This window comes from Streptomyces sp. NPDC051907 (genome assembly GCF_040681075.1).
In the GTDB taxonomy this organism is placed as follows: Bacteria; Actinomycetota; Actinomycetes; order Streptomycetales; family Streptomycetaceae; genus Streptomyces.
In genome coordinates this window covers 12,839-39,033 of the sequence record NZ_JBFAYB010000070.1, presented here as the reverse complement: position 1 = coordinate 39,033, position 26,195 = coordinate 12,839, and the positions used below count along the sequence as shown (strand labels likewise).

Annotated in this window: 26 protein-coding genes; 21 read left to right on the top strand and 5 right to left on the bottom strand. The window is 70.5% G+C overall.

The features are described from left to right. The first annotated feature begins 32 nt into the window (after positions 1-32). On the top strand, positions 33-920 hold the full coding sequence (locus AB0M39_RS29330) for a tRNA (adenine-N1)-methyltransferase (protein ID WP_365368965.1): 888 nt from the start codon (positions 33-35) through the stop codon (positions 918-920). A 211-nt stretch (positions 921-1,131) separates the two neighbouring features. After that, entirely contained in the window at positions 1,132-1,716 is a 585-nt protein-coding gene (locus AB0M39_RS29325; protein WP_365368974.1) for a hypothetical protein, read from the top strand. Positions 1,717-1,720: 4 nt separating this feature from the next. Here AB0M39_RS29325 and AB0M39_RS29320 read toward each other — a convergent pair whose 3' ends face one another. Next, positions 1,721-2,032 carry a ferredoxin gene (locus tag AB0M39_RS29320; RefSeq protein WP_365368964.1) on the bottom strand — a complete coding sequence of 104 codons (312 nt, stop codon included), beginning with the start codon at positions 2,030-2,032 and terminating at the stop codon, positions 1,721-1,723. 253 nt (positions 2,033-2,285) lie between these two features. Between AB0M39_RS29320 and arc the strand changes: the two genes are divergently transcribed. From arc to prcA, 6 genes are all read left to right on the top strand, one after another. Continuing rightward, positions 2,286-4,052 carry a proteasome ATPase gene (arc, locus tag AB0M39_RS29315; protein ID WP_365368963.1) on the top strand — a complete coding sequence of 589 codons (1,767 nt, stop codon included), beginning with the start codon at positions 2,286-2,288 and terminating at the stop codon, positions 4,050-4,052. A 261-nt stretch (positions 4,053-4,313) separates the two neighbouring features. Further along, the gene (gene dop, locus AB0M39_RS29310; RefSeq protein WP_365368962.1) at positions 4,314-5,825 is read left to right on the top strand and encodes a depupylase/deamidase Dop; all 1,512 of its coding nucleotides are present in this window, start codon (positions 4,314-4,316) and stop codon (positions 5,823-5,825) included. Positions 5,826-5,945: 120 nt separating this feature from the next. Next, positions 5,946-6,164 (top strand): ubiquitin-like protein Pup, encoded by a 219-nt coding sequence (locus AB0M39_RS29305; protein WP_018848997.1) that lies wholly within the window; start codon positions 5,946-5,948, stop codon positions 6,162-6,164. Positions 6,165-6,203: 39 nt separating this feature from the next. Further along, on the top strand, positions 6,204-6,797 hold the full coding sequence (locus AB0M39_RS29300; RefSeq protein ID WP_365368961.1) for an endonuclease domain-containing protein: 594 nt from the start codon (positions 6,204-6,206) through the stop codon (positions 6,795-6,797). After that, positions 6,749-7,594 carry a proteasome subunit beta gene (prcB, locus tag AB0M39_RS29295; protein ID WP_365368960.1) on the top strand — a complete coding sequence of 282 codons (846 nt, stop codon included), beginning with the start codon at positions 6,749-6,751 and terminating at the stop codon, positions 7,592-7,594. Before AB0M39_RS29300 ends, prcB begins: the two co-directional genes overlap by 49 nt. A gap of 64 nt (positions 7,595-7,658) precedes the next feature. Further along, positions 7,659-8,417 carry a proteasome subunit alpha gene (prcA, locus tag AB0M39_RS29290; protein ID WP_365368959.1) on the top strand — a complete coding sequence of 253 codons (759 nt, stop codon included), beginning with the start codon at positions 7,659-7,661 and terminating at the stop codon, positions 8,415-8,417. A 75-nt stretch (positions 8,418-8,492) separates the two neighbouring features. On the opposite strand, the gene AB0M39_RS29285 is transcribed toward prcA, so the two are convergent. After that, positions 8,493-9,548: a hypothetical protein gene (locus AB0M39_RS29285; protein WP_365368958.1), complete on the bottom strand. Its 1,056-nt coding sequence runs from the start codon at positions 9,546-9,548 to the stop codon at positions 8,493-8,495. A 168-nt stretch (positions 9,549-9,716) separates the two neighbouring features. After that, positions 9,717-10,736, bottom strand: a complete 1,020-nt coding sequence (locus AB0M39_RS29280; RefSeq protein WP_365368957.1) for a LacI family DNA-binding transcriptional regulator — start codon at positions 10,734-10,736, stop codon at positions 9,717-9,719. 110 nt (positions 10,737-10,846) lie between these two features. Between AB0M39_RS29280 and AB0M39_RS29275 the strand changes: the two genes are divergently transcribed. The 11 genes from AB0M39_RS29275 (at position 10,847) to AB0M39_RS29225 (ending at position 22,266) form a co-directional block, all read left to right on the top strand. Next, positions 10,847-12,127 (top strand): MFS transporter, encoded by a 1,281-nt coding sequence (locus AB0M39_RS29275; RefSeq protein WP_365368956.1) that lies wholly within the window; start codon positions 10,847-10,849, stop codon positions 12,125-12,127. A gap of 9 nt (positions 12,128-12,136) precedes the next feature. Continuing rightward, positions 12,137-13,498 carry a Pup--protein ligase gene (gene pafA / locus AB0M39_RS29270; protein ID WP_356910987.1) on the top strand — a complete coding sequence of 454 codons (1,362 nt, stop codon included), beginning with the start codon at positions 12,137-12,139 and terminating at the stop codon, positions 13,496-13,498. Positions 13,499-13,606: 108 nt separating this feature from the next. Continuing rightward, positions 13,607-14,551, top strand: coding sequence for an FKBP-type peptidyl-prolyl cis-trans isomerase (locus tag AB0M39_RS29265; RefSeq protein ID WP_365368955.1), 945 nt, complete (start codon positions 13,607-13,609; stop codon positions 14,549-14,551). 43 nt (positions 14,552-14,594) lie between these two features. Further along, entirely contained in the window at positions 14,595-14,969 is a 375-nt protein-coding gene (locus tag AB0M39_RS29260; protein ID WP_365368954.1) for an FKBP-type peptidyl-prolyl cis-trans isomerase, read from the top strand. A 121-nt stretch (positions 14,970-15,090) separates the two neighbouring features. Beyond that, complete coding sequence (locus tag AB0M39_RS29255; RefSeq protein ID WP_365368953.1) at positions 15,091-16,047, top strand: WYL domain-containing protein; 957 nt, start codon at positions 15,091-15,093, stop codon at positions 16,045-16,047. A gap of 17 nt (positions 16,048-16,064) precedes the next feature. Further along, a complete protein-coding gene (locus tag AB0M39_RS29250; RefSeq protein WP_365368952.1) occupies positions 16,065-17,033 on the top strand; it encodes a WYL domain-containing protein in 969 nt (322 codons plus the stop codon). 15 nt (positions 17,034-17,048) lie between these two features. Then, positions 17,049-17,303 (top strand): hypothetical protein, encoded by a 255-nt coding sequence (locus AB0M39_RS29245; RefSeq protein WP_365368951.1) that lies wholly within the window; start codon positions 17,049-17,051, stop codon positions 17,301-17,303. A gap of 156 nt (positions 17,304-17,459) precedes the next feature. After that, on the top strand, positions 17,460-17,657 hold the full coding sequence (locus tag AB0M39_RS29240) for a hypothetical protein (protein ID WP_365368950.1): 198 nt from the start codon (positions 17,460-17,462) through the stop codon (positions 17,655-17,657). Between the two features lie 213 nt (positions 17,658-17,870). Continuing rightward, positions 17,871-18,161, top strand: a complete 291-nt coding sequence (gene tatA, locus AB0M39_RS29235; protein WP_365368949.1) for a Sec-independent protein translocase subunit TatA — start codon at positions 17,871-17,873, stop codon at positions 18,159-18,161. Positions 18,162-18,261: 100 nt separating this feature from the next. Next, positions 18,262-19,161: a twin-arginine translocase subunit TatC gene (tatC, locus tag AB0M39_RS29230; RefSeq protein WP_365368973.1), complete on the top strand. Its 900-nt coding sequence runs from the start codon at positions 18,262-18,264 to the stop codon at positions 19,159-19,161. A 276-nt stretch (positions 19,162-19,437) separates the two neighbouring features. Beyond that, the gene (locus AB0M39_RS29225; protein ID WP_365368948.1) at positions 19,438-22,266 is read left to right on the top strand and encodes a DEAD/DEAH box helicase; all 2,829 of its coding nucleotides are present in this window, start codon (positions 19,438-19,440) and stop codon (positions 22,264-22,266) included. 138 nt (positions 22,267-22,404) lie between these two features. Here AB0M39_RS29225 and AB0M39_RS29220 read toward each other — a convergent pair whose 3' ends face one another. Then, the gene (locus tag AB0M39_RS29220) at positions 22,405-22,800 is read right to left on the bottom strand and encodes a nuclear transport factor 2 family protein (RefSeq protein WP_365368947.1); all 396 of its coding nucleotides are present in this window, start codon (positions 22,798-22,800) and stop codon (positions 22,405-22,407) included. A gap of 154 nt (positions 22,801-22,954) precedes the next feature. Here AB0M39_RS29220 and AB0M39_RS29215 point away from each other — a divergent pair, with 154 nt between their 5' ends. Both AB0M39_RS29215 and AB0M39_RS29210 read left to right on the top strand, forming a co-directional pair. Beyond that, positions 22,955-23,587: a TetR/AcrR family transcriptional regulator gene (locus tag AB0M39_RS29215; protein ID WP_365368946.1), complete on the top strand. Its 633-nt coding sequence runs from the start codon at positions 22,955-22,957 to the stop codon at positions 23,585-23,587. Positions 23,588-23,714: 127 nt separating this feature from the next. Continuing rightward, positions 23,715-24,854: a class I SAM-dependent methyltransferase gene (locus AB0M39_RS29210; RefSeq protein ID WP_365368945.1), complete on the top strand. Its 1,140-nt coding sequence runs from the start codon at positions 23,715-23,717 to the stop codon at positions 24,852-24,854. Here the strand turns inward: AB0M39_RS29210 and AB0M39_RS29205 are convergent. Further along, positions 24,841-26,172 carry a deoxyribodipyrimidine photo-lyase gene (locus AB0M39_RS29205; protein ID WP_365368944.1) on the bottom strand — a complete coding sequence of 444 codons (1,332 nt, stop codon included), beginning with the start codon at positions 26,170-26,172 and terminating at the stop codon, positions 24,841-24,843. The two genes, AB0M39_RS29210 and AB0M39_RS29205, sit on opposite strands and share 14 nt — an antisense overlap. Positions 26,173-26,195: the final 23 nt, after the last annotated feature.

The following is a 26,195-nucleotide window of genomic DNA, read 5'->3' as shown; positions in this document are numbered from 1 at the left end:
TCGGGGCCGGTCAGGGCCGGTAGGCTGGTCACATGTCCGAACCGACCGGTGCCGCCCGCCGACGCGGGCCCTTCAAGGTCGGGGACCAGGTCCAGCTCACCGACCCCAAGGGACGCCACTACACGTTCACGCTCGAAGCCGGGAAGAATTTCCACACCCACAAGGGTTCCTTCCCGCACGACGAGCTGATCGGCGCTCCCGAGGGCAGTGTTGTCCGAACCACGGGAAACGTCGCCTACCTCGCGCTGCGCCCCCTGCTCCCCGACTACGTCCTGTCCATGCCCCGCGGCGCCGCCGTGGTCTACCCCAAGGACGCGGGCCAGATCCTGGCCTTCGCCGACATCTTCCCCGGCGCGCGCGTCGTGGAGGCCGGGGTGGGTTCGGGCTCGCTGAGCGCCTTCCTGCTGCGTGCCATCGGCGACCACGGCATGCTGCACTCCTACGAGCGCCGCGAGGACTTCGCCGAGATCGCCCAGCAGAACGTGGAGCGCTACTTCGGGGAGCCGCACCCCGCCTGGCAGCTCACCGTCGGCGACCTCCAGGACAACCTGACCGACGCCGACGTCGACCGCGTGATCCTGGACATGCTCGCCCCCTGGGAGTGCCTGGAGGCCGTCTCCAAGGCGCTCGTGCCCGGCGGCATCCTCTGCTGCTACGTCGCGACCACCACCCAGCTCGCGCGGACCGTCGAGTCCATCCGCGAGATCGGCTGCTTCGCCGAGCCGCAGCCGTGGGAGTCGATGATCCGCAACTGGCACGTCGAGGGCCTGGCCGTCCGTCCGGACCATCGGATGATCGGCCACACCGGCTTCCTGGTCACCGCCCGACGGCTCGCTGACGGCGTGGAGCCGCCGATGCGCCGCCGCCGCCCCGCCAAGGGCGCGTACGGCGACGACTACGAAGGCCCCAACAAGGGCTGAACCGGAACAATCAGACAACGTGCGGACGCCGCCGCCGAGTTCCCGCATCCCCGCGGAGAACTCGGCGGCGGCGTCCTGGCGTTGACCCCTTCTTGACGGACCCAGCCGGATTCCTGACAGACACGTCGGACCCCCCTGTTCCACACCGCATGTGACCTATGGCACGATGCGAGCCACCCCCACCGGCACCGCCTTCACAGGAGACATCCGCGTGCAGACCTCCGCCGTACCGGACCTCGCGCACACCCACGCCCGCCCGGTGCACTGGCTCGCCACGGCGGCGGCCATGGCCGCGGTCGTCGCGGCGGCGGGACTGCTGCAGCCCGAGGCCGCCACCGCCTCCCAGGCAGGCGGCGCCGGACCCGGGACGGGCGCCGTCGCGGCCCCCGACCCCGCCCCCGCGCCCGACGCGGACACGGCGGCCTTCCCGCTCGCCTGCGGCGGGGCGAAGAGCGTCGTGACCAAGAAGGCCACCGGCGACCTCGACGGCGACGGCAGTCCCGAGACCGTCGCCGTGGCCCGCTGCGACGCGGGCTCGGGCACCCCGCCCAGCGGCGTCTACGTGCTGACCCGCACGCCGGACGGCTCCCGCGTGGTGGCGACCCTGGTGGAGCCCGCCCAGAAGCTGAGCGTCGGCGACTTCGCCGTCCGTGACGGAGCGGTCACGGCGACCCTCTTCGGCTACTCGTCGCCGAGCGTGCCCAGCTGCTGCCCGGACGTGCAGGAGAAGGTCAAGTGGCGCTGGCAGGGCGGGAAGTTCGTCCGGACCGCCCAGGCCGACGCGCGGGGTGTGTGATCCGTCACTCCGCGTCGGGGCCGTACACCTCGACGCTGTCCGCGACCCGCCGTACATGGATGCAGTCGCCCGGGCACTCCTTGGCGGAGTCCACCACGTCGCGCAGCAGGGGCAGCGGCACCGGCGTTGTCGCGCCCGGGGCCTGCAGAAGCTCGTCGTCGGCGCTCTTCACATAGGCGAGCCCGTCGATGTCGAGCTCGAAGACCTCGGGGGCGTACTGCGCGCAGATCCCGTCCCCAGTGCAGAGGTCCTGATCGATCCAGACCTCCAGAGCCTCTCCGACGCCTTCGGTGGGGACCTCGTGCTGCACGGTCATATCTCCTGCCGTTTCCTTCGTCGGGTGTAGCAATGTGAAGCAAGTCGCGCCAGCCCTGACGGGTGTTGAACAGTTCGACGATACAACCGGCGGCTTTCCGATGTTGATGGGTGGGTATTCCCCTGGCGTGAGGGAGAGCGCAAGGGTGAAGATCGGACACACCCCTACCGTCTTTGTGATCTAGGGGTTTCAATCACCACCCACCCAGGTAGGGTCAGGAAGCGTCCAGCTCCCCTTGGAGGAGGTGAGGACCGTGGCAGCCCACGACGACGACATCAACCGCGGCATCCGGCCGGGGCGGGGGTCTGAAGACCCAGCCGGCCAGGTTGCCTATCTCGAGCAGGAAATCGCCGTCCTGCGCCGCAAGCTCGCCGACTCTCCGCGTCATACGAGGATTCTCGAAGAGCGGATCGTCGAGCTGCAGACGAACCTGGCCGGCGTGTCCGCTCAGAACGAGCGGCTCGCCAATACGCTCCGTGAGGCCCGCGACCAGATCGTGGCCCTCAAGGAGGAGGTCGACCGGCTCGCACAGCCGCCGGCCGGCTTCGGTGTCTTCCTGCAGGCGAACGAGGACGGCACATGCGACATCTTCACCGGGGGCCGCAAGCTCCGGGTGAACGTCAGCCCCAGCGTCGAGCTCGACGAGCTCCGGCGCGGCCAGGAACTCATGCTCAACGAGGCGCTCAACGTGGTCGAGGCCATGGAGTACGAGCGCGCCGGGGACATCGTCACCCTCAAGGAGATCCTCGAGGACGGCGAGCGCGCCCTGGTGGTCGGGCACACCGACGAGGAACGGGTGGTGCGGCTCGCGGAGCCGCTGCTGGACATCACCATCCGCCCCGGCGACGCCCTGCTGCTCGAGCCCCGCTCCGGCTACGTCTACGAGGTGGTCCCCAAGAGCGAGGTCGAAGAGCTCGTCCTCGAAGAGGTCCCGGACGTCGACTACGAGAAGATCGGCGGTCTGGGCGGCCAGATCGAGATGATCCGCGACGCGGTCGAGCTTCCCTACCTCTACCCGGACCTCTTCAAGGAGCACGAACTGCGCCCGCCGAAGGGCATCCTGCTCTACGGCCCGCCAGGCTGCGGCAAGACGCTCATCGCCAAGGCCGTCGCCAACTCCCTTGCCAAGAAGGTCGCCGAGGTGACCGGCCAGCCCGCGGGGAAGAGCTACTTCCTCAACATCAAGGGCCCCGAGCTCCTCAACAAGTACGTCGGCGAGACCGAGCGGCACATCCGCCTCGTCTTCCAGCGTGCTCGTGAGAAGGCCAGCGAGGGCACCCCCGTCATCGTCTTCTTCGACGAGATGGAGTCCCTCTTCCGCACCCGCGGCTCCGGTGTCAGCTCGGACGTGGAGAACACCATCGTCCCCCAGCTGCTCGCCGAGATCGACGGTGTGGAGGGCCTGGAGAACGTCATCGTCATCGGCGCCTCCAACCGCGAGGACATGATCGACCCCGCGATCCTGCGACCGGGCCGGCTCGACGTCAAGATCAAGATCGAGCGTCCGGACGCGGAGGCGGCGAAGGACATCTTCGCCAAGTACCTCACGGCCTCGCTGCCGCTGCACGCGGACGACCTGTCCGAGCACAGCGGCTCGAAGGACGCCGCTGCCCACGCGATGATCCAGTCCGTCGTGGAGCAGATGTACGCGGAATCCGAGGAGAACCGCTTCCTCGAGGTCACGTACGCCAACGGCGACAAGGAAGTCCTCTACTTCAAGGACTTCAACTCCGGCGCGATGATCCAGAACATCGTCGACCGGGCCAAGAAGATGGCCATCAAGGCCTTCCTCGACCACAACCAGAAGGGCCTTCGGGTCTCCCACCTCCTCCAGGCTTGCGTGGACGAGTTCAAGGAGAACGAGGACCTGCCCAACACCACCAACCCGGACGACTGGGCCAGGATCTCCGGCAAGAAGGGCGAGCGGATCGTCTTCATCCGCACCCTCGTCACCGGAAAGCAGGGCGCGGACACCGGGCGTTCCATCGACACGGTGGCGAACACCGGTCAGTACCTGTAGATCGCATATCGGCTGCGGATGCTGGGGGTCCCCCCGCCGAAGGCAGGGGGGACGAGCATCCGCAGCCGGTTGCTTTCCCGACAGGTCCGACCACACCGGAGCAATGACGAAATTGATCTCCCCACCAGCGCAGAGGCGTTCTAGGCTCTTCGGTACCGCCGAGTCGCGCAGTGCGGGGACGGGCACCGCACACGCACCGGAGCAACAGCGGTACTTGAGCGCCGTTCCCGGAGGGGAGCGCCGCCGGGCAAGGAGGGCCGCATGACCGTACGGCGAGTAATGGGCATCGAGACGGAGTACGGAATCTCCGTCCCGGGCCACCCGAACGCCAATGCCATGCTCACCTCGTCCCAGATCGTCAACGCCTACGCGGCGGCGATGCACAGGGCGCGGCGCGCCCGCTGGGACTTCGAGGAGGAGAATCCGCTGCGGGACGCCCGCGGCTTCGACCTCGCCCGCGAGGCCGCCGACTCGAGCCAGCTCACGGACGAGGACATCGGCCTGGCCAATGTGATCCTCACCAATGGCGCGCGGCTGTACGTCGACCACGCCCACCCCGAGTACAGCTCGCCCGAGGTCACCAATCCGCGCGACGCCGTCCTGTGGGACAAGGCCGGCGAGCGGATCATGGCGGAGGCCGCCGAGCGCGCCGCCCAGCTGCCCGGGGCCCAGCCGATCCACCTGTACAAGAACAACACCGACAACAAGGGCGCGTCCTACGGCACGCACGAGAACTACCTGATGAAGCGGGAGACCGCCTTCTCGGACATCGTGCGCCATCTGACGCCGTTCTTCGTCTCCCGCCAGGTCGTCACCGGCGCGGGACGGGTCGGAATCGGCCAGGACGGCCACGAGCACGGGTTCCAGATCAGCCAGCGAGCGGACTATTTCGAGGTCGAGGTCGGCCTGGAGACCACCCTGAAGCGGCCGATCATCAATACCCGCGACGAGCCCCACTCCGACGCCGAGAAGTACCGCCGCCTCCATGTGATCATCGGCGACGCGAACCTGTCGGAGATCTCGACCTACCTCAAGCTGGGCACGACGGCCCTGGTCCTGTCCATGATCGAGGACGGCTTCATCGCCGTCGACCTGGCGGTCGACCAGCCGGTGCGCACACTGCACCAGGTCTCCCACGATCCGACGCTCCAAAGGCTGATCACTCTGCGCAGCGGCCGGACACTCACCGCTGTCCAGCTCCAGATGGAGTACTTCGAGCTGGCCCGCAAGTACGTGGAGGAGCGTTTCGGCGCGGACGCCGACGACCAGACCAAGGACGTCCTGGTCCGCTGGGAGGACACGCTCAACCGGCTCGAGAACGACCCGATGAGCCTGTCCGGCGAGCTGGACTGGATCGCCAAGCGGGAGCTCATGGAGGGCTACCGAAGGCGGGACAGCCTGGACTGGGACGCGGCACGCCTCCATCTGGTGGACCTCCAGTACGCCGACGTACGCCCCGACAAGGGCCTGTACAACCGTCTGGCGGCCCGCGGGAAGATGAAGCGGCTGCTGGACGAGCCGGCCGTGGAGCGGGCCGAGACGAAGCCTCCTGAGGACACGCGCGCCTATTTCCGGGGCCGCTGTCTGGAGCAGTACGCCGACGACGTGGCCGCGGCCTCCTGGGACTCGGTCATCTTCGATCTGCCGGGCCGTGACTCCCTGCAGCGGGTCCCGACCCTGGAGCCGCTGCGCGGCACGCGCAACCACGTCAAGGAGCTCCTGGACCGGTGCCGTACCGCGGAAGACCTGGTCCGCGTGCTGTCCGGGGGCTGAAATGGTCCTCGTCAGGGAATCATGAAGGTGGTCCCCGGACGTTGAGTCAAGTGCGGGGCCGATGTCGGACCCGGCTTGTAGGGTCTGATCAAGAGCGTCGAACCGAGCGGGGTGAGGTGTATGGCGACCAAGGACACCGGCGGCGGACAGCAGAAGGCCACTCGTTCCACCGAGGAGGTCGAGGAGCAGGCGCAGGACGCGCAGGCTGCGGAAGACCTCAAGGAACGCCAGGAGAAGCTGAGCGACGACGTCGACTCGGTGCTCGACGAGATCGACGATGTCCTCGAGGAGAACGCCGAGGACTTCGTGCGGTCCTTCGTTCAGAAGGGTGGACAGTGACTTCGCCTTCAAATCGAAGGCGTCGGTGAGAGTGTGAACGTGTCAGGCGAGGACGGCGTGAAGCGCTGCTCGCGGTGCGGTGAGTGGAGACCGCGGGCAGCCTTCGCAAGCAACAGATCGACTCGTGACGGGCTGCAGGCGTACTGCCGGGAATGCTGGGCTGAATACCATCAGGCACGGCAGCTGGCCAAGGGCAGGAAGGTGCGACCGAGGGTCCCGGTTCCCGCGGGGTACAAGTTCTGTCATGGGTGCGGCGAGACAAAGCCTCACGAGGAGTGGCATCGCAATGCCAGCGCCTCTGACGGCTTGTCGACGCGTTGCAAGGCGTGCCGGGTCATTCAAGGGCGGGCGGGGCACCTCAAGAGGCAGTACGGCATCACCGAGGCCGACCGGGACGAGATGATCCGGTCCCAGATGGGTGTCTGCTCGATCTGTCTCGCCGCTCCCGCAGTTCATGTGGATCACTGCCACGAGACGGGTAGGGTCCGTGGCGTACTGTGCTTCAACTGCAATTCGGGCATCGGCAAGTTGGGAGACGATCCTGACACCCTGGGTCGGGCCATCGCATATCTGGAGGGAAACGCGTGGAAGCCAACACTCGTAGCACCGGGCGTCTACCAGCTGCCTTCCTGACGCCGGGCTCCTCGTCCTTCATGGACTTCCTGGGCCAGCACTCCCCGGACATGCTGCCCGGCAAGCGCGTGCTGCCGCCCTTGCAGGGAGCGATCGAGGCCCCGCACGGCACGACCATCGTGGCGACGACGTTCCCCGGCGGCGTGGTGCTCGCCGGCGACCGGCGGGCGACGATGGGCAATATGATCGCGCAGCGCGACATCGAGAAGGTCTTCCCGGCCGACGAGTACTCGGCCGTGGGCATCGCCGGCACCGCCGGCCTCGCGGTGGAGATGGTCAAGCTCTTCCAGCTGGAGCTGGAGCACTTCGAGAAGGTCGAAGGCGCCCAACTCTCCCTGGAGGGCAAGGCCAACCGGCTCTCCACCATGATCCGCAGCAATCTCGGCATGGCGATGCAGGGCCTGGCCGTGGTCCCGCTCTTCGCCGGCTGGGACGTCGACCGCGAGAAGGGCCGCATCTTCTCCTACGACGTGACGGGCGGCCGCTCCGAGGAGCACGGCTACGCGGCCACCGGCTCCGGCTCGATCTTCGCCCGGGGAGCGATGAAGAAGCTCTACCGCGAGGACCTGACGGAGCAGCAGGCCACCACCCTGGTCATCCAGGCGCTGTACGACGCGGCCGACGACGACTCGGCGACCGGCGGACCCGATGTGGCCCGGCGGATCTACCCGATCGTGACCGTCATCACCGACGACGGCTTCCGCCGGCTCACCGAGGCGGAGTCCTCCGAGATCGCCCGCTCCATCCTGGAGCGCCGTCTCGAGCAGCCCGACGGCCCGCGCGCCGCGCTGCTCTGACATGTTCCCCCAGCTACCGCCGGGCGGTGCTCCCCAGCCACTGACAGAAAGGGACGGATAGCCGGTGACGACGCCGTTCTATGTCTCCCCAGCACAGGCCATGCAGGACCGGGCGGAGTACGCCCGTAAGGGCATCGCCCGTGGTCGCAGCCTCGTAGTGCTGCAGTACGCCGACGGCATCGTGTTCGTCGGCGAGAACCCGTCCCGTGCGCTGCACAAGTTCAGCGAGATCTACGACCGCATCGGCTTCGCCGCGGCCGGCAAGTACAACGAGTACGAGAACCTGCGCATCGGCGGCGTCCGCTATGCCGATCTGCGTGGATATACCTACGACCGCGACGATGTGACGGCTCGTGGGCTGGCCAACGTCTACGCCCAGACGCTGGGCACCATCTTCTCCAGCGCGGCCGAGAAGCCGTACGAGGTGGAGCTGGTCGTCGCCGAGGTGGGCGTCACGCCGGACGGCGACCAGATCTATCGGCTGCCGCACGACGGCTCGATCGTGGACGAGCATGGCTCGGTCGCGGTGGGCGGCAACGCCGAGCAGATCAGCACCTTCCTCGATCAGCGGCACCGGGAGGGAATGTCCCTGGCCGAGGCGCTGAAGCTGGCTGTGCAGGCCCTGTCCAATCAGACCAACGGCACGGAGCGGGAGATTCCCGCCGAGCGCCTTGAGGTTGCGGTCCTGGACCGTACGCGCCCGCAGCAGCGCAAGTTCAAGCGCATCGTCGGACGGCAGCTGTCCCGGCTGCTGGAGGCCGACGGCGCCGCGTCCACTCCGACGGACGCGCCGTCGGACGAGGAGACCGACGACGGCGAGTAGCCGCCTCGGCTTGTCCGCAGGCGCCCCGGACCGCCCCGCGCGGTCCGGGGCGCTTTCCGTGCTGCCTGGGAGGGCCTAGGGCAGCGCCCAGTGGTGCATGCGCTCCCCGCGCCGTGTGAGCCAGCTTCCGTCGCCGAGCGGGACCGCCTCGCAGCCGACCGGCGCCGGGTAGCGGACCCGGCCCAGGGGCTTCAGGGTGGCCGCGTCGCAGAGCCAGTGGCGTACGGTCGCCGGCCGGCCGGGCAGATAGATCTGGCCGGTGACCAGGACGTGCGCGGAGTCCAGCAGGAACGCGTCGGAGAACTCGTCGTTGTCGGGGTCCACGGCCAGTGTGCCGAGGTCGATGAGGGTGTGCGGGTCGTCGGAGGCCATCTCGTGGGAGGCGAGCTCGTCGCGGTCGTCGTTGGGGGCGATGCCCTCGGCGCGGCGGATCGTGAGCACGCGTGAGGCGCCGGGCACGAAGTCGATCACCTCGCGCATCGGGGCGCCGCCGCGGATGTGCAGTCCGTCGTGGCGCGGCTCGATCCACCAGGTCGACCAGCTGTGCCAGGCGGTCCAGCAGGAGAGGGCGAGGAGCGAGCCGTCCGGATGCCATCGCTGGGTCACGTCGGAGGCGACGGCCCCGATGGGCCGGCGGGCCAGGACCTCGCCGGTGGCGGCGTCGAGGAGGAGCAGCGTGTCGCGGGCGTACTCGCGCTTTTGTGCGTCGTCGTAGACGAGCACGGCTGGGGCGCCTTTGGCCGCGAGCGTCGGCACGACGACGCTGACGTGACGGCCGTCGGGGCTCACCGCGGGTGATCCGGGCGGTCTGGAGCTCCACTGGCTGCCGTGCCAGGGGGCGTGGGCGACCTCCCAGCGGTCGCGGCCGTCGGGGCCGATCCGGCGGATCCTGGCGGTCTCGGCGGCGACGAGGCCGCCGGCGGGCAGCGGGGTGGCGCTGGCGTCGGGCGGGAGGGGCTGGGCGTGGAGCGGGGAGCCGTTGCCGGCGAGGAACGCGTCGCGGTCGTGGATCTCCAGTCGGTGGTCGGTCCAGACGGCGAGGCGGCCCTCGGGCAGGGGCTCCACGCGGTCCGGCGCGGGGACGGTCCCGATCAAGGTGGCGTCGATGGGGGTCTCCGCCGAACTCATCATGATCGTGATCGTTCCACGACGGGGCGCACGGGCTCAAGCGCAGGGGTCGTTGTCAAGCCGCCGCGCGGGAGCGGTGTGCGGGCGTGGGGGCGAGGGGCGGCGCAGGACGGCACAGGCGGGCACAGGCGGGCACACGGCGGCGCGGGAGGGCGTGGGCCCGGCGCGTGGTCAGCGCGTGGGGGCGGGCGCGGAGGAGTCCCGTACGACCAGCGTCACCGGCAGGTCGCCCTCCTCGGGCGGGCGGCCGTCGAGCACGGCGAGCAGCGCGGCCATGCCCCGTTCGCCGACCTGTTCGGCGGGCAGGCTGAGGGTGGTGAGCTCGGGCTCGACGGCCGTCGCGAGCGCGAGGTCGTCGAAGCCGGTGACCGAGACGTCCTCGGGCACCCGCAGTCCCAGTCGGCGCACGGCCTTGCACGCGCCGGCGGCCAGGACGTCGTCGTCGCAGACGACCGCGGTGGCGCGCGGTCCGGGCGCGGCCAGGGCCCGCAGCGCGGCCTCGCGCCCGCCGGGCACGTCCAGGGGCGCGGAGACCTGGTGCAGCCGGGCGTCCGGGACGGAGCGCAGGCGCTCCTGGAGCGCGCGGGCGCGCACGTCGAAGGTCCAGGACGGGACGGCCGAGGAGAGGTGCAGGAAACGGCGGTGGCCGAGGGCCAGCAGATGGTCCGTCATCTGCCGCATCCCGTCCGCGATGTCGAGGTTCACATGGGCCGCGGCGCCCGACTCGGCCGGGTCGCTGTCGAGCATCACGAGCGGGAGGTCGGTGCCCCGGATGGCGTCGAGGGCCTCTGCGGCCATGGAGGAGGCGATCACCCCGTCGAGCGCCGCCCGTGCCGAGGCGAAGGGGTCCCTCGCGGGGCCGACGCCCTCGGGGGAGGGGTAGAGGACGACGCCGAACCCGTGCTCGGCGGCGACGGCCGCCGCGCCGGTGTAGACGCGGGCGAAGAATTCGTTGGTCAGGGCCGGCACCACGAGGAGGGCGGTCCTGGTCTGTCCGAGCCGGAGGCTGCGGGCCGCGAGATTCGGCCGGTATCCGAGCTCCTGCGCGGCCTCCCGCACGGCCTGCGCGGTCCGCTCGGAGACGCGCCCGCGCCACTTGTCGCCCAGCACGAGCGAGACGGTGGCCTGCGAGACCCCGGCGAGACGGCCCACGTCCCTGCTGGTGGGGCGGCTCGGCGGGGCGTGTGACATGGAGGCCGTCCTCAGTCGGTGGGTGGACCCGTGGGCTGTCGACATGGTACGTATGACGGACGACGTTATACGTAAAACCTCGGCTCGCCGCCGGGGGAGAAGGGCGGATCATGGCCGGGGCCACCGGATACCTCGACATCCTCAGAGCGCCGCACGCCGCCCGGCTGCTCGCCGGGACGCTCGTGGGACGTCTCCCCAACGGCACCGGCCACATCGCGATCGTCCTGTTCACCCGCGCCGAGGGCGGCAGCTACACCCTCGCCGGCGCCCTCGCCGCCGTGTACGGCCTGGCCACCGCCGTCGGCCAGCCCCTCCTCGGCCGCGCCGTCGACCTGTACGGACAGCCGCGCGTACAGCTCCCCGCCGCCGTCGTCTCCGCCCTCGGCATGGCGCTCTTCGCCGTCGTCGGCATCGGCGCGCTGCCCCTCGCGTACACGGCGGTCGCCGTCGCCGGACTCTTCACGCCGCCCCTCGAAGGCGGGCTCAGGGCGCTGTGGCCCAGCGTCCTGGGCGGCCGCGAGGACCGGGTGCACCGGGCGTACGCCATGGACGCCGTGGCCCAGGAAGTCATGTTCACCGTGGGTCCGTTGCTCGTCACCCTGCTCGTGGCGCTCTTCTCGCCGGCCGCGGCGCTCCTGGTCATCAACGTCGTCGGCGTGCTCGGCGCGCTCTCCGTGGTGCTCTCCGCCCCGTCCCGAGCCTGGCGCAGCGCGCCCCGCGAGGCGCACTGGCTGGGCGCGCTGCGCTCGCCCGGGCTGCTGGCGCTGCTCGGCGCGTTCTTCTTCGTGGGCCTCGCCCTCGGCTCGATAACCGTCGCCGGCGTCGCGTACGCCGACGACCACGGCCGCGCGTCGGTGTACGGCTGGCTGATGGCCGCCCTCGGCCTCGGCGCGCTCATCGGCGGCGTGGCCTACGGCGCACGGCAGTGGACGGGCGCGCCGGAGCGGCGGCTGCGCCTCATCGTCGCCCTGCTCGCGCTCTGCTACCTGCCGCTCGTCCTCACCCCCGGCGTGGTCGCCATGACCGCCCTGTCCGCCCTCGCCGGCGTCTTCCTCGCGCCCGCCATCGCCTGCGCCTTCATCGTGGTCGACCGGCACGCGCCGGCGGGCACCGTCACCGAGGCCTTCTCCTGGCTGGTCACGACCTTCGGCGTGGGCGCCGCGGTCGGCACCGCCTTCGCCGGGCCCGCCGTAGAGCTGGGCGGCACCCCCTGGGGCTTCGCCGTCGCAGGGGCGGGCGGAATAGCCGCCCTGCTCGTCCTGACGGCCACTCAGCGGGTACTCGCAGCTCCCGCCGGCGCCAAGGACATCTCGCCCTCCATCGCGGGCTCATCTGAAAATGATCGAAACGGTGCTGCCGAACTCGGTTTCAGCTCAGGCCGTGAGGCGTAATGTTCAGTCATGGACCGCCGCATTTTCGGGCTGGAGAACGAGTACGGCGTCACGTGCACGTTCAGGGGACAGCGCCGACTGTCACCTGACGAAGTGGCGCGCTACCTCTTCCGCCGTGTTGTCTCATGGGGCCGCAGCAGCAATGTCTTCCTGCGGAACGGCGCCCGTCTGTACCTCGACGTGGGCTCGCATCCGGAATACGCAACTCCCGAATGCGACAATGTGACCGAACTGGTCACACACGACAAGGCCGGCGAGCGCATTCTCGAAGGCCTGCTCGTCGACGCCGAACGCCGCCTGCACGAGGAGGGAATCGCGGGCGACGTCTATCTCTTCAAGAACAACACCGACTCGGCGGGAAACTCCTACGGCTGCCACGAGAACTATCTCGTCGCCCGCCACGGAGAGTTCTCCCGGCTCGCGGACATCCTCATCCCCTTCCTCGTCACCCGGCAGCTGCTCTGCGGCGCCGGCAAGGTGCTGCAGACCCCGCGAGGCGCGGTCTACTGCGTCAGCCAGCGCGCCGAGCACATCTGGGAGGGCGTCAGCTCCGCCACCACCCGCTCGCGCCCCATCATCAACACCCGCGACGAGCCGCACGCGGACGCGGAGCGCTACCGCCGCCTCCACGTCATCGTCGGCGACTCGAACATGTCCGAGACGACCATGCTCCTCAAGGTCGGCGCGACCGACCTCGTGCTGCGCATGATCGAGGCGGGCACCGTGATGCGCGACCTGACCCTGGAGAACCCCATCCGGGCCATCCGCGAGGTCAGCCACGACATCACCGGCCAGCGCAAGGTGCGCCTGGCCAGCGGGCGGGAGGCGTCCGCGCTCGAGGTGCAGCGGGAGTACTACGAGAAGGCGGTGGACTTCGTCGACCGGCGCGGCATCCGCACCGGCGTCGTCGAGCAGGTCCTCGAGCTCTGGGGCCGCACGCTGGAGGCGATCGAGGCCGAGGACCTCGACCGCATCGGCACCGAGATCGACTGGGTCATGAAGTACAAGCTCATCGAGCGGTACCGGGCCAAGCACAACATGACCATGTCGCATCCGCGGGTCGCCCAGATAGACCTCGCGTACCACGACATCCACCGCCGGCGCGGGCTGTACTACCTCCTGGAGCGCAAGGGCCAGGCCGCCCGCATCTGCAACGACCTGAAGATCTTCGAGGGCAAGTCGGTGCCCCCGCAGACCACCCGGGCGAGGCTGCGCGGCGACTTCATCCGCCGGGCCCAGGAGCAGCGACGGGACTTCACCGTCGACTGGGTCCACCTCAAGCTGAACGACCAGGCGCAGCGCACCGTGCTGTGCAAGGACCCCTTCCGGTCGGTCGACGACAGGGTGGAGAAGCTCATCGCCGGCATGTAGCCGCCGCCGGTGGGAACGCCACTCGGGCCCCGTGCGTTTCTCGTGCGGGGCCCTTGGCACGCCTAGAGTGTCGGGGAACTACTGTGCCGTCTGAGATCTGAGGAACACGTGCGCCGACTTGCCGGCCTTCTCGTCGTCCCGCTGCTGCTGCTCTCGGCAGCGGCGTGCGGCAGCGACGACAAGGACAAGGACTCCGACTCCCCCACGTCCAACGGACTGCCTGCGATCACCGCCGGCGCGAAGTTCGGCGAGAAGCCCACCCTCGCCAAGGGCGAGGGCGACCCGCCCAAGGACCTGAAGGTAGAGGTCATCAGCGAGGGCAAGGGCGAGAAGACCAAGAAGGGCGACGCGCTCCAGGTCAACTACCTCGGTCAGACCTGGGTTTCCGACAAGCCCTTCGACAACAGCTTCGACCGCAAGCAGCCGCTCGACCTCACCCTCGGCGCCGGGGACGTCATCCCGGGCTGGGAGAAGGGCCTGGAGGGCCAGAAGGTCGGCAGCCGCGTCGAGATGTCCATCCCGCCGGCGCTCGGCTACGGCGACCAGGCCAAGGGCGACCAGATTCCGGCCAACTCCACGCTGGTCTTCGTCGTCGACATCCTCAAGGCGAAGTCGTACCCCGCCTCCGCGACGGGGACCGAGGTCGCGCAGGACAACATCGACCTGCCCAAGGTGGGGGTGAACACCGACGGCAAGGCCCCGTCGGTCACGATCCCCAAGTCCGACCCGCCCGCCAAGCTCGTCTCCAACTATGTGCTGGAGAGCAAGGGCGACGTGATCAAGGACACGGACAGCGTGGTCGTGCGCTACGAGGCGTACCTGTGGAAGGACGCCAAGAAGTTCGACTCCACGTACGCGGCGAACAAGACCCAGACCTTCCCGCTGCCGAACCTGACGCTCAAGGGCCTCAAGGACGGCCTCGTGGGCAAGAAGGTCGGCAGCCGGCTGCTGCTGGTGATCCCGCCTGACCAGGCCTTCGGCGACCAGGAGACGCAGGGCATCCCGAAGGACTCCACGCTGGTCTTCGCCGTGGACGTCGTTGGAAAGGTGTAAGACTGTCCCGGTTGCCCCGTTCATCATTTAGAGGAGCAGTTCAGTGAGCATCGAGAAGCCCGAGATCGACTTCCCGGGTGGCGAGCCGCCGAAGGACCTGGAGATCAAGGACATCTGGGAGGGAGACGGCGCCGTGGCGAAGGCCGGCGACTTCGTCTCCGTCCACTACGTGGGCGTGGCCTTCTCCACCGGTGAGGAATTCGACGCTTCCTGGAACCGCGGCAACCCGCTGCAGTTCCAGCTGGGCGCCGGACAGGTCATCGCGGGCTGGGACACGGGCGTGCAGGGCATGAAGGTCGGCGGCCGTCGCCAGCTGACCATCCCCGCGCACCTCGCGTACGGCGACCGCGGCGCCGGCGGCGGCGCGATCGCCCCGGGCGAGACGCTGATTTTCGTCTGCGACCTGGTATCTGTCTGATCACATACGGACAGCAAGAGGGCCCATGCCGCTCGGCATGGGCCCTCGGCTTTGCCCGGACACCCCGGGGCGGTACGGTCAACGAGCAGAAGCGACTTCAGCAGGAGGGTGTTAGGCGTCGATGGCCATTGCCAAGGCCGAGCGGTTGATGAACCTGGCCCTGTGTCTGCTGGGCACCCGGCGCGCGCTCAGCAAGCGTGAGTTGCGCGGGTCGATCGAGGCCTACCTGGAGGCCGGCTCCGACGACTCCTTCAACCGGATGTTCGAGCGCGACAAGGACGATCTGCGCGAACTCGGCCTGGTCATCGAGACGGTGGAGAACCTCGACGGCGAGATCGGCTATCTGGCCCGCCGCGACTCCAACCGGCTGCCCGCCATCACGCTCGACGCCGAGGAGGCCGCCGCCCTCGGCCTCGCCGCCAAGGTCTGGCAGCAGGCCCGGCTCGCCGGAGCGGCCAGCGGCGCGCTGCAGAAGCTGCGCGCGGCCGGAATGCCCGAGGCGGAGGACTCCTACGAGATCCACCACAGCGCCCTCGAGCCCCGCATCCCCGTGCACGAGGCCGCCTTCGAGCCGCTGATGCTCGCCTGCCGGGACCGCCGGCCCGTCGTCTTCGACTACCGCAAGGCCACCGCCGCCCGCCCCGAGCAGCGCCACGTCGAGCCGTGGACCCTCGAGTGCTGGCGCGGCCACTGGTATCTGGCCGGCTGGGACCGGGACCGGGGCGCCGAGCGCGTCTTCAGGCTCTCCCGGATCACCGGCAAGGTCCGCTCGCGCGCAGGGTCCTTCACCGCGCCGGTGCCCGACGTCGTCACCGTCCGCGAGACCGTCGAGACGTGGGCCGGCGAGACCGCGACCCGCTCCGCGCGGATCCGGCTCCGCTCGGGCTGCGGCTACCCGCTGCGCGCCCGGGCGCAGTCCGTCCGGGAACTCGGCGACGGGTGGGACGAGTTGGAGATTCCGTACGGCCATGGGCTGGACGCCTGGCTGGTGGAGTTCGGCCCGGACGCGGTCGTGCTGGAGCCCGCGGATCTGCGGGCCGACGTCGTGGACCGGCTGCGCGCCGTGGCCAAGGGCTGAGGGGAACTCGTACGACCATGGCCGCCAACGCCATCGACCAGACCCGGCGCATGCTCTCGCTGGTGACCTATCTGCGCGAGCGCCCCGGCGCGCGCGTCGGAGACGTCGCCCGCGCCTTCGGGATCACCGAGGACGAGCTGATCTCCGACCTCGACGTACTGCCCATGTGCGGGACCAGCTTCCGCGGCGGCGACCTGCTCGACATCGACACCGACGGCGAGCGGATCTGGTGGCGCAACCCCGACGCGTCGGGCGCCAGCACGGCCGAGCCGCTGCGGCTCGCCGCCGACGAGGCGACCGCTCTGCTGGTGGCCGCGCGGGCCGTCGCCACCCTGCCCGGGCTGCGCGAGGGCGACCGGGAGGCGCTGCTGCGGGCCACCGCGAAGCTGGAGGCCGCCGCCGGCGAGGCCGCCGGAGCGAGCTCCCGGCTCTCGGTCACCTTCGAGTCCGAGGGCGGCGTCTTCGCCGACGTGGACCGGGCGATCTCGGAGCGGCGGCGGCTGTGGCTGCGCTACTACTCCCCGGCGCGCGACGAGCTGACCGAGCGCGAGGTCGACCCCATCAGGCTCTTCGCCGTCGGCCATACGTACATGGAGGCCTGGTGCTACCTCTCCGAGGCGCGCCGGACCTTCAGGCTCGACCGGGTCGCCGAGATCCGTCTCCTCGACGAGCCCTCCGCGCCGCCCGAGATCGAGCTGCGCGATCTGTCGGAGGGGCTGGTGCAGCCCTCCGCCGAGGACCCGGAGGTCGTGGTCGAGGTGGGTCCCGGCGGCCGCTGGGTCGCCGAGTACTACCCGCACGACAGCGCCGAGGAGCTCCCCGACGGTGGCCTGCGCATCACTCTGCGTACACCGGACCCCGCGTCCCTGCGGCGGCTCGGGCTGCGGCTGGGGCAGGACGGCCGGATCGTCTCCCCGCAGGACCTGGCGGAGAGCGCTCGGCGGGCGGCCCGCGAGGCGCTCGCGGCCTATGACGGCCAGGACTAAGGAGATGCGCGACCGATGACGGTGATGACGGGAACCGTGGCCCCGGTGGGGCCCGTCCTCTTCAAGGCCGCCTGCCCCGACTGCCGGGCCCGCCTGGAGCTCGCGGCCGGCGCGCTGCGGCTGGCCATCGGGGCGAGTCGCCGCACCACCTTCTACTCCTTCACCTGCACCGAGTGCGGCTCGGCCGTCCGCAGGCCGGCGGGGGAGCGGATCATCGAGCTTCTGACCGGCGGCGGAGTGCGGACGCTGCGTCTGCACTCGACGGTCTAGCGCGGGGTCGGCGGCCGCACGGCCGGGGCCGAGCTCCTCGCGGACGCCGGGACGCCGGTCGGTCACTGTCCGGTCATCGCCAGGCGCCCGGCGATGACCGGACACCGCACGGGGCCGCCGTCCGGCCGGCCCGTCGCGACGCACTAAGGTCGGAACATGTTCTGGCCCATGCTCGCCATCGCCCTGGGATTCCTCGGGATCGCCGTACTCGGAGTCCTCGGCGTCAAGGTCTTCGTCGAGGCCCAGCGCCTGGGCCGCCAGGTGGCCCGCACGACCGAGCGGATCAACCGCGCGGCGGAGGATCTGGAGCGGGCGGCGACCGATCTGGCCCGCACCGGCGAAGCCTTGCGGTAGCCGGTGCGCTCTGCTGCGTCACAGGTCCGGGCGGTACGCTGAGGGCAGCGGCAACAGGCTATGAGGCGCCCGCCGCAAACGCGTGTACGCAAGGGGATTGCCCAGCGTTTACCCGTGAGAGTTACGATCGCAGCCAGTCGTCGTTCGGACACCAGTCCAGGGCGATCAGCAGCTCAGCCCCATGCCGCCTCGGTGAGAAGGTAGACACACGCTATGTTCCGACAGATCGGCCCCACCGAGATCATCCTGATCCTCCTCGTCGTCGTCTTGCTGTTCGGAGCCAAGAAGCTTCCCGAGATGGCCCGTTCGCTGGGCAAGTCCGCTCGCATCCTGAAGAGCGAGGCCAAGGCGATGAAGTCGGAGGGCCAGCCGGCTGCGACTCCGGCCGACCCGCCGCAGGACCCGGCCCAGGGTCAGACCGCTCCTCGTACGATCAAGGCGGCGCCCGGCGATGTCACCAGCGCTCGTCCCGTCAACGAGCACACCGACACCACCCAGCGCTGACCCCAGGGCTCGCCTGACGGCGGCCTGCCGCACGAGATGAGGACGTGGGTTGCTGAAGCCTGCCCGCTCGAAACAGAAGGAGAAGGACCCCGAGGGGCGGATGCCGCTCGCGGACCATCTCCGTGAGCTGCGCAACCGGCTCGCCAAGGCGATGCTGGCGATCGTGATCGCGTCGATCGTGGCTGCCTTCTACAGCCAGGAGCTGATGGAGTTCCTCTCCTCGCCGGTGCCCCGCTGTGAGAAGGGCGTGCTCGAGACGGGCGGCAAGTGCGCGACGATCGCGTACAACGACCTGCTCTCGCCGTTCACCACCACGGTGAAGGTGACCTTGATGGCGGGCATCATCCTCACCTGCCCGATCTGGCTGTACCAGCTCTGGGCCTTCGTCGCGCCCGGCCTGCACAAGAGCGAGAAGAAGTACGCGTACTACTTCGCCGCCGCCGCCGCACCCCTCTTCGCTGCCGGTGTGTACCTCGCCTACCTGATCATGCCGGTGAGCATGAAGGTGCTGCTGAGCATCACCCCGGACCCGGCCGCCAACTTCCTCGATGTCGACAAGATCCTGGACTTCACCGTCCGGATGGTCCTGATCTTCGGGTTCTCCTTCGAGCTCCCGCTGCTGCTGATCATGCTGAACGTCGCGGGCGTCGTCACCGGACGCCGGATGGCCGGCTGGTGGCGCGGCGTCGTGATGGGCATCTTCGTCTTCGGCGCGATCGCCACGCCCTCGACCGACCCGCTCGGCATGGTCGCCCTGGCAGGGCCGATCATCGTCCTCTACTTCGCCGCGGTCGGATTCGCGATGCTCAACGACAAGCGCCGACGCCGCAACGACCCGGACGCCGAGCTGGACGACGACGAGGCGTCCGAGCTGGACCTCGCTCCGGGCGACATCGGCAGCGTCGAGGTCGTGCCGGCCAGCCGGGCGCTGCCGGAGCAGGCGGGCGGAGACGGCGACGGACGCTCCACCCGGCTCAACGGGTACGACGACATCACCTGACCTTCCAGGGTCCCGCCCCAGACTCCGTCAGGCGGGACCCCAGCGACCAGCCAGATCAGGTACGCGGCCGGGGCGCGCACGCCGCGCGGCCGGCCGCTCGTGCGTCGAGGGACGCGTGGGGCGCAAGTCCTCCAGCCCGTCCCGTACCGCCTCGCCCCCGTGCAACGCGTCCGCTCGGTCACGCCAGGGGCGCACGACGGGCCCTCCACGGTGCTTGCCCCGGTCAATTAAAGATCGCGCCCACTGTCAGAGGCGCCGGGTAGGCTCATCAGCAAGATGACCGAGGACCTCTCACCCGCCGAGCGCTATGCCGCCGCCCGCATCCGCGCCGTAGAGGAGGCCACTGCGCTGGCCCCCTTCCGCGCGATGTACGAATTCGATCTGGACCCCTTCCAGATCGAGGCCTGTCAGGCCCTGGAGGCGGGCAAGGGCGTGCTCGTCGCCGCTCCCACCGGTTCCGGGAAGACCATCGTCGGCGAGTTCGCCGTCCACCTGGCCCTCGAGCAGGGCCGCAAATGCTTCTACACCACGCCCATCAAGGCCCTGTCCAACCAGAAGTACACCGATCTGGTCCGGCGGTACGGCCCCGAGAAGGTCGGCCTGCTCACCGGGGACAACAGCGTCAACTCCGAGGCGCCCGTGGTCGTCATGACCACCGAGGTCCTGCGGAACATGCTGTACGCGGGCTCGCAGTCGCTGCTCGGCCTCGGGTACGTCGTCATGGACGAGGTGCACTACCTCTCCGACCGCTTCCGCGGCGCCGTCTGGGAGGAAGTGATCATTCACCTCCCCGAGTCGGTGACCCTGGTGTCACTGTCGGCGACCGTGTCGAACGCGGAGGAGTTCGGCGACTGGCTGGACACCGTCCGCGGCGACACCGAGGTGATCGTCTCCGAGGAGCGGCCCGTTCCGCTGTGGCAGCACGTCATGGCCGGCCGCCGGATGCACGACCTCTTCGAGGAGGAGACCGACCACGGCGGCCGCGGCGCCGGCCGGCGCGAGGTCAACCCCGATCTCGTCCGGATGGCCCGGATGGAGAACCAGCGCACGTACAACCCGCGCGACCGGCGGCGCGGGAAGATGGTCCGCGAGGCCGACCGCGAGCGGGAGCGCCGCCAGCGCAGCCGGATCTGGACGCCGGGACGGCCCGAGGTCATCGAACGGCTGGACGCCGAGGGGCTGTTGCCCGCGATCACCTTCATCTTCAGCAGGGCAGGCTGCGAGGCCGCGGTCCAGCAGTGCATGCACGCGGGGCTGCGGCTCAACAACGACGCGGCGCGGCTGAAGGTGCGCGAGATCGTCGAGCAGCGGACCGTCGCCATCCCGCGCGAAGACCTGCACGTTCTGGGCTACTACGAATGGCTCGAAGGCCTCGAGCGGGGCATCGCCGCCCACCACGCGGGCATGCTGCCGACGTTCAAGGAGGTCGTCGAGGAGCTGTTCGTACGGGGCCTGGTCAAGGCCGTGTTCGCCACCGAGACGCTGGCGCTCGGCATCAACATGCCCGCCCGCTCGGTGGTGTTGGAGAAGCTCGTCAAGTGGAACGGCGAGCAGCACGCCGACATCACCCCCGGCGAGTACACCCAGCTGACCGGTCGGGCCGGGCGGCGCGGCATCGACGTCGAGGGCCACGCGGTGGTCCTGTGGCAGCGCGCCATGGACCCGACCGCGCTCGCGGGACTGGCCGGCACCCGCACGTACCCCCTGCGCTCCAGCTTCAAGCCGTCGTACAACATGGCCGTCAATCTGGTGCAGCAGTTCGGGCGGCACCGCTCGCGCGAGCTGCTGGAGACCTCGTTCGCGCAGTTCCAGGCGGACAAGTCCGTCGTCGGCATCTCCCGCCAGGTGCAGCGCAACGAAGAGGGACTCGAGGGCTACCGCGAGGGCATGACCTGCCATCTCGGCGACTTCGAGGAGTACGCGCGGCTGCGCCGCGACCTCAAGGACCGCGAGACGGAGCTGGCCAAGCAGGGCGCGGCCCAGCGGCGGGCGGCGGCGGCGACCTCGCTGGAGCGGCTGAAGCCCGGCGACGTCATCCACGTCCCCACCGGGAAGTTCGCGGGTCTCGCGCTGGTCCTCGACCCGGGCGTCCCCGCCGGACGGACCAACGGACACCGCGGGTTCGAGCAGCACGACGGTCCGCGGCCGCTCGTGCTGACCGCCGAGCGGCAGGTCAAGCGGCTGGCGTCGATCGACTTCCCGGTGCCCGTCGAGCCGTTGGAGCGGATGCGGATCCCCAAGTCCTTCAATCCGCGCTCGCCGCAGTCCCGGCGCGACCTGGCGTCCGCGCTGCGTACGAAGGCCGGGCACATCGTGCCCGAGCGGCGCCGCAAGGGGCGTTCGGAGGCCGCCGACGACCGCGAGATCGCCCGGCTCCGCACCGAGCTGCGCGCGCACCCCTGCCATGGCTGCGACGAGCGCGAGGACCATGCGCGCTGGGCGGAGCGGTACCACCGGCTCCAGCGCGACACCCAGCAGCTGGAGCGCCGTATCGAGGGCCGGACGAACACCATCGCCCGCACCTTCGACCGGATCGTGGCGCTGCTGACCGAGCTGGACTACCTCCGTGCCGACGAGGTCACCGACGACGGCAAGCGGCTCGCCCGGCTGTACGGCGAGCTGGACCTGCTGGCCAGCGAGTGCCTGCGGGCCGGTGTGTGGGAGGGGCTCAGCCCGGCCGAACTGGCGGCGTGCGTGTCGGCGTTGGTCTACGAGGCCCGGCAGGCGGACGACGCGGTCGCGCCCAAGGTCCCGGCGGGCAGGGCGAAGGTCGCGCTCGGCGAGATGGTGCACATCTGGGGCCGGCTGGACGCCCTGGAGGAAGAGTTCAAGATCAATCAGGCGGAGGGCGTCGGCCAGCGCGAGCCGGACCTCGGCTTCGCCTGGGCGGCCTACCAGTGGGCGTCCGACCGCAGCCTGGACGAGGTGCTGCGCGAGGCGGAGATGCCCGCGGGCGACTTCGTACGGTGGACCAAGCAGGTCATCGACGTGCTCGGGCAGGTCGCGGCCGCCTCCCCCCGGGAGGGCAGCACCGTCGCGAAGAACGCGCGCAAGGCGGTGGAGGCGCTGCTGAGGGGCGTGGTGGCGTACAGCTCGGTGGGCTGAGGCGCGGGGGCCCGTAAGGCCCTGGTCGCCGCGTCCCCTGCGTGAGTCCTACGTGCTCGACGCATGTGCTTGATGCGAGGGCCCCCGTTCACCGGCCGGTGAACGGGGGCCCTCGCATCGGGTGGCCCAGCCCCGGAGTCAGCTCCAGAAGCTGTCCTCTTCGTCGATGTCCTCCGTGCACTCGTCGATGTCGGAGATCTTGCCGCCGACGATGGTGAAGAAGAGTCCCTGGCGGATCTCGATGCCCCGGTCGCCCCGGTCGGCGTGGACCGTGTGGAAGGACATGACATGCCCGCGGCCGTCGGCGAGCACGGCTTCGAGCAGGACCTGCATGGTGCCGTCGGTCATCTCGCCCAGCTTGCGGTACAGCTCGAGTACCGCCTCCTGGCCCTTGTGGTGTCCGGACAGCGGGTTGCTGCCCGGCACGTGGTGGACGACGTCCTTCGTCATCAGACTGCTGAGCTTGTTCATGTCGCCACTGCCGAATGCTGCGTAACCCTGCCGTACCAGGACGCAGTCCGGGTGCTCAGCCATAGCGAATCACACCTTTCGTCCCCTTAATCCCTTCCGTTCCATCTTCCGCCGGGCGTGGAGGGCTGTCCACGCGGCATCCCGACCGAAGCGGTCGCCCTCAGTCCTCGCTCCACTGCGGAAAGCGACCGCCTCCCCGTGTGCGACGATCGGCGCCATGAGCAGCACCACGGGAAAGCGGGTCGGACGGCCGCGGGCGCAGCAGCGCCCGGACAGCGGGCTGTCCGCGCGCGAGGAACTCCTCGCGGCGGCAGCGGAGTTGTTCACGACCCGCGGCTACGCGGCCACCACGACCCGCGCCGTCGCCGATCGGGCGGGCATGCGCCAGGCGACGATGTACCACTACTTCAGCGGCAAGGAGGACCTGCTCGCCGAGCTGCTCGAGTCGACGGTCGCCCCCTCCCTGACGCTGGCGCAGGAACTGCTCGCGGACTCCTCCCGCTCGGCGGAGGACCGGCTGCGCGCGCTCTGCCGCTCCGACGTCGAGCTGCTGTGCGGCGGCGCGCACAACCTGGGCGCGCTGTACCTGCTCCCCGAGGTGCGAGGCGACCGCTTCGAGGTCTTCCACCGCGTGCGCGCCGACCTCAAGGCCGCCTACGGCGCGCTCCTGGCGGCGACCGGCCCCGGCGGCGCGCTGGACGAGGGGGAGCTGGCGCTCCGTACGGACCTGGTCTTCGGCCTGATCGAGGGCGTGATCCTGGTGCACCGGTCCGACCCGGAGCGGCCGGTGGAGGCCTTCGCCGCGGCCACGGCGGACGCCGCGCTGAGGATCGCGGGAGTCGGCGTCTGACAAGCCGTCCGCCCCCCCCGCCCAAGCGAACTCAACTCGCCCTGCTCCAGAACCAATCCATCACGCCCGTAGCGACGAATGACCGGCGAGAGGCAGTCCCCCCACAGTCGTCCAAGGAGGGTGTGAAGTGACCGTGTCCCTGTCCCTGTCCCCGGCTTCCGCGAGGGCCGTGCCGGTGTCCCGCTGGCGGAAGGCCGTCGTCGAGCGGGGTTTGCGCAGTGCTGTGGGGCGGCTGCCCCTGCGGGTGCGGTTCGGTTCGGGAAGGGCGGTCGGGCTGGGCGGACCGCTGGTCGAGGTGCGGGACGCGCCGGCGTTCTTCCGGCGGGTGGGGGCCGGCGGGTTCGTCGGGATCGGCGAGTCGTACATCGCGGGCGAGTGGGAGGCCCAGGACCTCGTCGGCGTGCTGACCGTGCTGGCCGAGCACGCCGGCGGCCCCATGCCCGCCTCGATCCGGCGCATTCTGCGGTCCGCTCCCCAGGACGCCGGGCATCTCAGGCCGCCGGGCGAGGAGTTCGTCGCACGCTACCTCGACGAGACCCTCTCCCACTCCGGCGCCCTCTTCCGCGCGCTCCCCGCCCAGCGCCCGCTGCTCGCCGCCGCCCAGCACCGGAAGATCGACCGGCTGCTCGACCTGGCCGAGGTGGGGCCGGGGACCCAGCTGCTGGAGATCGGCGCCGGGTCGGGGGAGACCGCGATCCGGGCGGGTCGCCGCGGCGCGCGGGTGCTGACCGTCGCCGGCTCGCTGGAGGAGCTGGCGCTGGCGCGCGGGAGGGTGGCCGCGGCGGGGCTGGAGGGCCGGGTGACCGTGCTGCTGCGCGACTACCGCAGAGTGCTGGGCAGCTACGACGCCATCGTCAGCGTCGAAGCCGTGCAGGCCGTGGACGCGGAGTTCGTCATGACCCTGGACCGGCTCCTCGCGCCCGGCGGGCGGATCGCGCTGCAGACCGTCACCGCGGCCCACGACCGGCTGCCGGTCGTCCGTACCGCCTCGGCCTGGATCCACAAGCACGCGGTCCCGGGCGGCCCGCCGCCCGCCGCTCAGGAGATCGCGCAGCTCGTCGCCTCCCGTACGGGGCTGCGGATCGCCGCCCGCGACAGCTTCGGCGCGCACTACGCCGAGACGGTGCGCCTGTGGCGCGAGCAGTTCGAGCACGTCCCGGCCGACGATCGCCTCCGCCGTACCTGGGGCTTCTATCTGGCCTGCTCGGAGGCCGGCTTCCGGTCCGGGTGCGTGGACGTCGAGCAGCTGCTGCTCACCGGTCCGTAGTCAGCGGGTCCGGGTAGTCCAGCCGGGCCCGCTCCAGCCCGTCCAGCTTCCAGGGCTCGTGGACCGCCGGACCTTCCAGGTCCGCGAGCTCCGGAAGCCATCGGCGTACGTAGTCGCCCCGCGGGTCGTGCCGCCTCGCCTGGGCCAGCGGGTTGAGCACCCGGTTGGGGCGGGTGTCGGTCCCGGTGCCGGCCGACCACTGCCAGTTGAGCTGGTTGTTCGCGATGTCCCCGTCGACCAGGTGGTCCAGGAAGTGGCGGGCGCCGATGCGCCAGTCCACGGACAGCGTCTTGGTCAGATAGCTGGCCGCCAGCAGCCGCCCGCGGTTGTGCATCCACCCCTCGTGCAGCAGCTGGCGCATCGCCGCGTCCACGATCGGGCAGCCCGTGCGGCCCGCCTTCCACGCGGTGATCTCCTTCTCGTCGCGCCGCCACCGGTCGCCGCGCGGGCGGTAGTCGGCGTGCGAGGCGTCCGGCCGGGCCGCGAGGACCTGGTGGTGGAAGTCCCGCCAGGCCAGCTGCCGTACGAACGCCTCCGCGCCCGGACCGCCCTTGGCCCGCGCCCGGTTGACCAGCTCCGCCGCGGAGAGCGTGCCGAAGTGCAGGTGCGGGGAGAGCCGGGACGTCGCGTCGCCCGCGAGGTCGTCGTGCAGCTCCGCGTACGCCTCGATCCCCGCGCTCGTGTCGCGGAGCCAGGCCCTCAGCCGTCGACGGCCCTCCTCCTCGCCGCCCTCGGCGACCGCGGGCGCCGCGTCCTTGACCGCGCTGCGCCTCGGCAGCGGATGCCCCGCGAGCTCCGGGACCCGGATGGCGGGGGGCACGGCCACCGTCCCCCGTACGCCCGCCGCCTCCCAGCGCCGCAGATACGGGGTGAACACCGCGTAGTGGTCGCGGCCCGCCGGCGTGATCCGCCCCGGCGGCAGCGCGGTGATCACGCCGTCGTGCACATGCAGCGCGCACCGCAGCGGCCCGAGCGCCTCGCGCAGCCGCTCCTCCCTGCTCGCGGCGTACGCGCTGACCCCGGCCGAGAGGTGCACCTGCCGGGCGCCGCTCTCCACGACCACCCGGCACACCTGCTCGACGACCTCGCCGGTGCGGATCACCAGCCGCCCGCCGAGGGCGTGCAGTCCGGCGTCCAGCGAGGCCAGGCAGTCGGCGAGGAAGGCTCGCCGATTCGGAGCGTCGAAGCGCGCCTTCCGTACGCCCGAGTCGACCACGAACAGCGGGACCAGCTCGTCGGCCCCGGCCGCTGCCGCGCGGAGCGCCGGCTGGTCGTGCACCCGCAGGTCGGAGGTGAAGAGCATGATCGAGACACTCATTCGGCCGTCCTTCGTCGTACGGA

What these genes read in the sequence shown, in the direction of transcription:
- dop (WP_365368962.1), top strand. Translation starts at nt 4,314, where the DNA reads ATGACCGTACGGCGAGTAATGGGCATCGAGACGGAGTACGGAATCTCC.
- AB0M39_RS29220 (WP_365368947.1), bottom strand. Translation starts at nt 22,800, where the DNA reads ATGGCTGAGCACCCGGACTGCGTCCTGGTACGGCAGGGTTACGCAGCA.
- tatC (WP_365368973.1), top strand. Translation starts at nt 18,262, where the DNA reads ATGCCGCTCGCGGACCATCTCCGTGAGCTGCGCAACCGGCTCGCCAAG.
- AB0M39_RS29240 (WP_365368950.1), top strand. Translation starts at nt 17,460, where the DNA reads ATGTTCTGGCCCATGCTCGCCATCGCCCTGGGATTCCTCGGGATCGCC.
- AB0M39_RS29320 (WP_365368964.1), bottom strand. Translation starts at nt 2,032, where the DNA reads ATGACCGTGCAGCACGAGGTCCCCACCGAAGGCGTCGGAGAGGCTCTG.
- AB0M39_RS29215 (WP_365368946.1), top strand. Translation starts at nt 22,955, where the DNA reads ATGAGCAGCACCACGGGAAAGCGGGTCGGACGGCCGCGGGCGCAGCAG.
- AB0M39_RS29275 (WP_365368956.1), top strand. Translation starts at nt 10,847, where the DNA reads ATGGCCGGGGCCACCGGATACCTCGACATCCTCAGAGCGCCGCACGCC.
- pafA (WP_356910987.1), top strand. Translation starts at nt 12,137, where the DNA reads ATGGACCGCCGCATTTTCGGGCTGGAGAACGAGTACGGCGTCACGTGC.
- AB0M39_RS29280 (WP_365368957.1), bottom strand. Translation starts at nt 10,736, where the DNA reads ATGTCACACGCCCCGCCGAGCCGCCCCACCAGCAGGGACGTGGGCCGT.
- AB0M39_RS29250 (WP_365368952.1), top strand. Translation starts at nt 16,065, where the DNA reads ATGGCCGCCAACGCCATCGACCAGACCCGGCGCATGCTCTCGCTGGTG.
- AB0M39_RS29305 (WP_018848997.1), top strand. Translation starts at nt 5,946, where the DNA reads ATGGCGACCAAGGACACCGGCGGCGGACAGCAGAAGGCCACTCGTTCC.
- AB0M39_RS29225 (WP_365368948.1), top strand. Translation starts at nt 19,438, where the DNA reads ATGACCGAGGACCTCTCACCCGCCGAGCGCTATGCCGCCGCCCGCATC.
- AB0M39_RS29255 (WP_365368953.1), top strand. Translation starts at nt 15,091, where the DNA reads ATGGCCATTGCCAAGGCCGAGCGGTTGATGAACCTGGCCCTGTGTCTG.
- AB0M39_RS29205 (WP_365368944.1), bottom strand. Translation starts at nt 26,172, where the DNA reads ATGAGTGTCTCGATCATGCTCTTCACCTCCGACCTGCGGGTGCACGAC.
- AB0M39_RS29330 (WP_365368965.1), top strand. Translation starts at nt 33, where the DNA reads ATGTCCGAACCGACCGGTGCCGCCCGCCGACGCGGGCCCTTCAAGGTC.
- AB0M39_RS29245 (WP_365368951.1), top strand. Translation starts at nt 17,049, where the DNA reads ATGACGGTGATGACGGGAACCGTGGCCCCGGTGGGGCCCGTCCTCTTC.
- AB0M39_RS29285 (WP_365368958.1), bottom strand. Translation starts at nt 9,548, where the DNA reads ATGATGAGTTCGGCGGAGACCCCCATCGACGCCACCTTGATCGGGACC.
- tatA (WP_365368949.1), top strand. Translation starts at nt 17,871, where the DNA reads ATGTTCCGACAGATCGGCCCCACCGAGATCATCCTGATCCTCCTCGTC.